General features: G+C 37.8%; 7 protein-coding genes. 4 read left to right on the top strand and 3 right to left on the bottom strand.

Annotation, left to right across the window (positions count from 1 at the left end; genetic code table 11):
- Positions 1 to 238: 238 nt before the first annotated feature.
- The gene (locus L1272_RS22395; protein ID WP_235374313.1) at positions 239 to 601 is read right to left on the bottom strand and encodes a TnsA endonuclease N-terminal domain-containing protein; all 363 of its coding nucleotides are present in this window, start codon (positions 599 to 601) and stop codon (positions 239 to 241) included.
- Positions 602 to 838: 237 nt separating this feature from the next.
- Here L1272_RS22395 and L1272_RS22390 point away from each other — a divergent pair, with 237 nt between their 5' ends.
- From L1272_RS22390 to L1272_RS22375, 4 genes are read left to right on the top strand one after another with little or no spacing between them, the layout of a single operon-like run.
- Positions 839 to 1975: a PD-(D/E)XK nuclease-like domain-containing protein gene (locus L1272_RS22390; protein ID WP_063530435.1), complete on the top strand. Its 1137-nt coding sequence runs from the start codon at positions 839 to 841 to the stop codon at positions 1973 to 1975.
- Between the two features lie 60 nt (positions 1976 to 2035).
- Positions 2036 to 2821: a recombinase RecT gene (locus tag L1272_RS22385; protein WP_063529792.1), complete on the top strand. Its 786-nt coding sequence runs from the start codon at positions 2036 to 2038 to the stop codon at positions 2819 to 2821.
- Positions 2821 to 3735, top strand: a complete 915-nt coding sequence (locus tag L1272_RS22380) for a hypothetical protein (RefSeq protein ID WP_063529793.1) — start codon at positions 2821 to 2823, stop codon at positions 3733 to 3735. The genes L1272_RS22385 and L1272_RS22380 overlap by 1 nt, the downstream gene beginning before the upstream one ends.
- Positions 3736 to 4797 carry a hypothetical protein gene (locus tag L1272_RS22375; RefSeq protein WP_063529794.1) on the top strand — a complete coding sequence of 354 codons (1062 nt, stop codon included), beginning with the start codon at positions 3736 to 3738 and terminating at the stop codon, positions 4795 to 4797.
- Between the two features lie 95 nt (positions 4798 to 4892).
- On the opposite strand, the gene L1272_RS22370 is transcribed toward L1272_RS22375, so the two are convergent.
- Positions 4893 to 6128 (bottom strand): type II toxin-antitoxin system HipA family toxin, encoded by a 1236-nt coding sequence (locus L1272_RS22370; protein WP_063529795.1) that lies wholly within the window; start codon positions 6126 to 6128, stop codon positions 4893 to 4895.
- A complete protein-coding gene (locus tag L1272_RS22365; protein ID WP_036973834.1) occupies positions 6121 to 6396 on the bottom strand; it encodes a helix-turn-helix domain-containing protein in 276 nt (91 codons plus the stop codon). Before L1272_RS22365 ends, L1272_RS22370 begins: the two co-directional genes overlap by 8 nt.
- Between the last annotated feature and the right edge of the window lie 656 nt (positions 6397 to 7052).

The following is a 7052-nucleotide window of genomic DNA, read 5'->3' as shown; positions in this document are numbered from 1 at the left end:
TATAGAACGTGCGCTAAACGCCAGACCTAGAAAGTGCCTAGGTTACAAACAGCCTGTCGTTGTGTTTAACGAATTACGCAATGCGGCCTAATTTAGCGAGTGGTGCACTTCGGGGTTGAATTCGCGCAAAATACTTGAGCGTTATTATATAGTAGCAGTGAGGGCAAGGCTAAACGCTGGGGTCTTTTTTAGCGGTATGTCACTAACTTGCTAATATAGTTAATAAAAAGTGGTTAATCTATGAGGTTATTTCAACAAGAAAGTCACTTGGTAAGTATTGGTCAATACCTCGAACACTTGGATATTTGATGCCAGTAGATTCAGCAAGCTCTATTGTTATATTGCGTTCAAGCGGAAACTGCTCTTTGACTTGCAGCACATCTTGCCGCCACTCAAGCAAGTAGAACATGGATAGGTCAAGATCGGATAATGAGTGGTGTGTTCGTTTGGATTTATAACCAAAGACTCGATGTACACGACCATCGGATGGCGCATCATAAGCCGTTAACCAAGGCTTATAATTCTGATACTCGCCTGTACCACGCCCTTCTTTAATCCTCTTACGATACTGCACCTCAGTATGGCCAATCTTCCTAGACATATTATACCGCTATAACTTATTGAAAATTCAGCATAGCTAGAGTGAAAGTGTGATGCAAGCACCTCAGAGTCAAACTATATACTTTCTAAATGACTTAACTATCTGAAAATATAAAATTAAAGATCGCGCTCAATTCTCATCATTAACTTTGAAGATAGGTTTTCTTCTTCAGTTCAGCACGAAAAAATCTCTATGACATGATGTTACTACTTTAAATAAGTAGAGCAAGGCAAGAACATGGCATCAGCAAATCTAAAAGTTCAAGAAACAGAAAAACCTACTGAATGGTTTAACACTATTCTGCCTGCATACGATGATTTAGGTAATCCAAACTTTTTGGACTCTAATGGTGATCTTGTTGAAGGTATTTATAGCGGTGTGCCAAATTCTGTTTACCACGAATTAGATGCTCATAGCTCATCTCTGATTAAAGAGTTAGCGAAAAACACACCAGCTCATGTATTTCGTCAATATTTTTCTAATGAGGAAAGAAAACGAACTGCTGCACAAAGAAACACTCTTGATACTGGCACTTATGGTCACGAGTTAATATTAGAGCCAATTGGTTTTTATGATCGCTATTTCCGTGTACCTCTTGCCATTGAGTATCCTACAGCGCTTCACACAAGTGCTGAGCTAAAGGACGCATTAAAAGCCGCAGGTCAAAAGGTCTCAGGCACTAAATCAGAGTTAGTTAAGCGCTTGTTAGATGCTAAACCAAACACCCTAATTTTTGATGATTTGATTGCGAAATCCATAATAAAAGGCGCTGGAGTCAAAGCCTACAACGAAGCTGTAAAAATGGTCGAAAATAATAAGTGTTCTAGCCTATTAGCTGCTTTCAACGATGGAGCGCTTTCACACATAACCCATAAGACACCAATAGATGGTTTAGTCTGGGATGACGCCCATAGAATTTTGGATACATTCAAATCTCACGCTAGAGCTAAGCGATTAATTTCAAATGGTTTTGCGGAACTTACTGTAATAGCGCGAGATCCTGACTCTGGATTAATGCTTAAAGTAAAATTCGATTACATTAACAAGCATGCAATTGCCAGTGATGTTAAGTCTACTCGTTCAGCCAATCCAAATAAGTTTAGATTCCAATGCCGAGACCTTCGATATGACGTTCAAGAGAGTTTCTATAAGTATGTTGCGAATTTAGCAGGTATTCCCGTTAAATTGTTTGCTTTTATCGGTGTTGAATATTTAGAGGCTGATATATGCGAGATTTTTGAGTTGAAACGTACCCGCCAGATGATTGCTCATAATGACATGAAGAAAGCAATTGCAACCCTTAAAGAATGTTTAGATAGCGAAAACTGGTATGGATACACCAAAAACGATGAGGTCGTTGTTATTGACTGGTAATAAGCGCGATTTTTTAAATCAAATATTCTAATTACATATCCAAGTTCAACGGTGAGCGTTATGAGTTTATCACTTCAAGAATATCAAAATTTATTGTATGGAAAATTAACAGCATGCAAAGGCCAGTTTGATGCTTATCTTTCCGAAAATGGTTATAAGCTTGACTTTAATACAGAGCTAAACTACGTCTATCAAATCGTTATGTCTGGATTAAACGTAGAATACAGCTTCCCGTACACTCCAGTTGAGTCCGTAATCAGTTCATTTTTAAAAGCTGCAAAAATAGGCCTTTCACTTTGCCCTACTGAGCAGCTTTGCTTTTTAAAAACTGAGTATAGTGAATCATCAGGCCAATATGTGACTCAATTAGGATTAGGCTACAAGGGAATTCTTAAACTTGCTTACCGTTCTGGAAAAGTAAAACAAATTAATGCGAATGTTTTTTATGAAAAAGACACTTTCCAATACAACGGTGTAAATTCAAAAGTTACCCACACTACAACCGTTCTATCTAAAGCAATGCGTGGACAATTAGCCGGTGGCTATTGTCAAACTGAGCTAATTGATGGTTCTTTTAAGACTACAGTTATGCCTCCTGAAGAAATTTTAGCTATTGAAGAGCAAGGTAAGGCGATGGGCAATGAAGCGTGGCTTTCAGTGCATGTGGATCAAATGAGGGAGAAAACCCTTATTAAACGTCACTGGAAGACTCTCTGCCCTTGTATTTATAGAGATAGTGTTATGAATGACCCAATTTTGTTTGATGATCAAGATTGTCAGCACAGCTCCAATCACCAAGCTTATGAAGAACAATTCGAAAGTGCTTATTCACGTGAGGCGTACTAATGTTATCAGTTCAAATTGAAAAGCTAATCAAATCTACTTCAGACAATATTAAACAGTGGGAAACATTGTTCAACTTGGCTTCACATTCTCATTATTCCGCTTTAATTAAAGAGTGCGCCCTAGATGACGTTGTTGCGACAATTAAAGAAATGGATATGTTGATCGGCTCTCTGAGTCCTGAGCTGCTTAACCTAGTAGACATAAGAGTTAGGAAACATCCCTACACTACTGCATATTGTCTGTTTCCTGCACTAAATACAGATAATGTAATTGCCTACCTTGAAACTCAAGGTATTGTAAAAAGCTATGAACTTGCAGTGGTTTATGACAACGATAAGTTTGCAATTGATGTTAGCTCAAACAAAGTATCTCACGTTAAAGGCGATAGCACTCAGGAGGCTTCATACTCTGGTTGCTATTTATTATTAGAGTTTGAAAATGGTACAAGCAAAGTTTGGTATATGGATGAGTATGAAATGCACTCTGCTTTTGATGCATGGCAAAACAAAGTATTTGGGGGTATGGATGTATTCAACAATACACTTGAATGGGCTGGTTTTGCATTAATTCTTCGTGCCTTGAAAACACTGAACATGCAGGATAGCGTAATTAGCCATCCAATCTTACCCGTTTTAAAAAGCCGATTAACTTCATATTACTCTGATTTCTTTAAGTACTACAAAGAGGCTAATAACGATAAGTTTGCTAGCTGCGTAATTACTTCACAGTACGTTTCAACAGAAGGTGGAGAACTTGAAGAAGCATTAAAAAAACTAGATGACATCATTGAACCACCTGCAAATATTATCGTACTAGGCCAACATAACCGCCAAGTGAGTAATGAAGATACCGAAATGAATGAAGCATCAGAAGAACAGTGCGAATTTTATAACCTTGATTTTGGAGTTATCTGAATGATTAAAGTTGAGTCAGAAATTTTAAATAAATCGGGAAAGCGTGAGAACTGGCGTGAAATTGCATTTTACGCAAGCGATGACGAAACACAGTTTGAAGTTCGAGAGTATTATGGCCAGCAAAAAATAAGTTATATGAAAGAAACGGCTCGCTTGCCATTCGACTGCCTTGGTATTGCTCGAATGAACTACTCTAACATGCTTCGAACTAGGGTTATTGATGGATATAAACCTATCGAGCAATTAAAGACTAAAGTTCCGTGTTTGCCATTTAGCAATTTTAAGCCTCCTATGTATAAGTGTGACTTTGACGTGCCTTTTGCAGAACAGCTTAGCAAAATAAATGACCCTGTTGTTATTCCTGTACAGCAAGGTAAGCGGGCTTATATAAAACTTGGCCAAGAATCGATTAATTCAATACAAGCTGTAGATATTAAAGGTAATGCTTTCACATTAGACAAAAACATTCAGGAAATGCTTGCCTCTAAAGTTGCAATTGGAAGCTTTGAAAGTGGCGTTTTAGAAACGTATATCCTCGATGATGGCTCAGTCTGCTTATACGATGTGATCATGCTAAATGGTACTGAGATTAACTCTAGCTATAAAGATAGACAGAAGTCATTAAAAGGAATGTTTGGCCATAAAAGTGGATTTACTTACCCGGATACGCTTGAAGCAAATACAGACCTTAAATCTCACCCTGGTAGACATTTTATTGTTAAAGACAATAGTGTGTCATGCTTGGATAGCAGAACCTTTGTAATACCAAATTTTTACAGTGTAAAAGTATTGATTGAGGAAAAGTATAGCTATAGACCAGGTTATTATAAGGTAATGTTTACAACACCTGAAGGATACGAGTCTATCGGTGATTTATATCATCCTCATGAAGAGTTGTATGCTAATACACAAATTCAAATAGCTTTTAAGAAAGTGGAAAATGGTAAACCGGTTAACTTTTGGTTTAGTCCCATTCAACATAAAAACAAGCTAAATTATGATGAAGCTGGCACCGAAATTAGTCAGATAAGTCAGCTTTCATACTTTTGGTATGGGCCTTAACAGGCGGCTCCTATTTTGGGCTAAAAATAGTATAGATCATCTCAACTTATCTGACATTTGCAAAATAAGGCATGACAATTTTAATTATCCTGTGCTTAAAGCGCCTTAAATTTTTCTATCATATCATTATCAATCTCTTTGATTAGATTAGATGACAAACCCAAATGCTTGGCCTCATGCCTAAACGAACGCGTTGCTTCAAATATTTCTTCAGCCATAGTCATAATCGCTTTTTTTGAAGACAACCCCGACTGAGCAGCTAGCTGATTTAGTACATTCTTTGGTGTTTGGCCATTGCCACCAAAAGCCGTCATATGCTCTTTGTAAGGATTAGGGCTGTAAACAATGTCGTAGAAAGGTGATAGCGTCCAGTTATCGGAGTCACTAGCAAGAAAACTGAAGTTCTTACTATGATCATCTTGGTTAACAGTTAAATAATTAAACATGCAACGCTTAATAAGCTTCTGTGACTCTGTAACACTGCACATGATGCGCGTAGCTTTTACTAAATCCACATAGTCCAAAGATGGTTCTCGAAATGGGGCATCTAATAACCCACAAGCAGAAATCATATGAATTCGACCGCCTTGTTCTGTGCAATCAAATCTCTTCTGCTCTAGCCAATATCTCCCATTACCCGCATCAATTAAATCAAACTCAGGAACCTCAATGCCAACATTACGAGCCATTTGCATGTAGCAATATTCAACTATTGATTCAGAGTGCTTCAAGTCAAACTTTTCAGATGTAAGCTTTACTATAAGCTTTGTTCCTTGTACGTCGTCTAATGTTGAATATTGACCATTCGATAAACGCGTAACGTTCATTTTTGGCCTAGCACCACCCGATCCCCCCGTTTTCATCAAGTGCTCAAGCAAAGCAGACTCAGTGCCTTCAAATTCTTCAATCGCAGCTCGACCGAGGGTAATAATATCAATTGAACCCTTGGACTCATCAAGTAAATCGAACTCAGGCTCATAGCTCAACGCCCCCATACATCTCTCACCAAGGTAGGCCAAACGCTCTAAAGCGGTAACTGTTTTTGGGTTCTGATTGTTCTGCCTAAATACACGATCCATGAGATAAAGACCCCAACCATCAGGGAGGCTGTCTGCAAAAACTCCATGGATGCCATAATGCGGTTTTCTAGGCGCAACTTGTAGGCTTGTGTCTGCTTTTAAATTGAACGGGGCCAAAGAAGTAGAGTGAGCGTTTAAATACGTCTCGTCAAATTGAAAGAAGCTTTGTTGACTATTTTCAACAAGCTTGCCGACAAGCACCTTTTCACCAGTGCTAAGCTTACGCTTTACGGTTAGGGCAGATTTAAGCATGTCGTAGCACATCCTCTATTGATTTAAATTCAGGTTCACACGACTTTGTTAGCTCTTTCACTTTTTTCAAGTCTCCGACGGTCTCATAAAGCATTAGAAACTGACGTAATGAGATGTTACCGGATGACTCAAACTTTCGGATCGTCGCATAAGGCACGCCAGAGAGATCGGCTAACTTCTGAACACTGAGTTTGTCTTTTTTTCGAGCTGACTTGATAAACTCTTTAAGATCCATCTGCAAATCATAAGCAGTATAAAGGGATAACATAAATACCTCCAAACCTGTCACTATAGTATCAATTATAGCATGTACAATGACATTATTTGTTACTATTGTAACATATATAAAGTGGTATTGAAGATTACTTCATCAAGAGACAATATAAAAGCCATCACCGATGATGAATGAGACTGCCATTATAGTAACAAAAAAATAACATCATCAGTTAAATTTGTTATTATAGTATCAAAAATTGTCAAGATTAGAATTCAGCCTTATAAATTAATCTGTGTATTCACTGTTTTAATAATTAAACCTACACCTCCCATTATTTCTGGTGATGACTTTGGCTTTAGGTATTGATTCTAATGGTATTAAGAAGGGTTCTACTGACACTCTTCTAATTAAATTTGTGTAAGAATCGAACGGGTAAATTTGATAAAGGTTCAAAATAATTTCTACTACCAAATCTCAATCGAGCTACAACTGAGTATTTGAGTATTTGAGTATTAAAAGTCATAATAGATGGTTTGAGCAGCCACAATCTTGACCAAAGATAAAACTCGTCTTTGGACAGAATGTATGGTACGCCCCGTTTTGCAAGTTAATAACTAAAAATAACGGAGATGGTTTGCGCTAATGTATTCAGAGTCTATTAGAGACTAACATTAGTCCCAGCTCTACGATGAGATCTGCGCCAGATT

The organism is Pseudoalteromonas sp. PAST1, from assembly GCF_021532515.1.
Taxonomy (GTDB): Bacteria; Pseudomonadota; Gammaproteobacteria; order Enterobacterales; family Alteromonadaceae; genus Pseudoalteromonas; species Pseudoalteromonas simplex.
The sequence above is the reverse complement of the archived record's forward strand: the minus strand, read 5'-3'. Positions and strand labels throughout refer to the sequence as shown.

Coding starts and splice junctions, on each gene's coding strand:
- L1272_RS22365 (WP_036973834.1), bottom strand. CDS start 6,396: ATGTTATCCCTTTATACTGCTTATGATTTGCAGATGGATCTTAAAGAG.
- L1272_RS22395 (WP_235374313.1), bottom strand. CDS start 601: ATGTCTAGGAAGATTGGCCATACTGAGGTGCAGTATCGTAAGAGGATT.
- L1272_RS22370 (WP_063529795.1), bottom strand. CDS start 6,128: ATGCTTAAATCTGCCCTAACCGTAAAGCGTAAGCTTAGCACTGGTGAA.
- L1272_RS22385 (WP_063529792.1), top strand. CDS start 2,036: ATGAGTTTATCACTTCAAGAATATCAAAATTTATTGTATGGAAAATTA.
- L1272_RS22380 (WP_063529793.1), top strand. CDS start 2,821: ATGTTATCAGTTCAAATTGAAAAGCTAATCAAATCTACTTCAGACAAT.
- L1272_RS22390 (WP_063530435.1), top strand. CDS start 839: ATGGCATCAGCAAATCTAAAAGTTCAAGAAACAGAAAAACCTACTGAA.
- L1272_RS22375 (WP_063529794.1), top strand. CDS start 3,736: ATGATTAAAGTTGAGTCAGAAATTTTAAATAAATCGGGAAAGCGTGAG.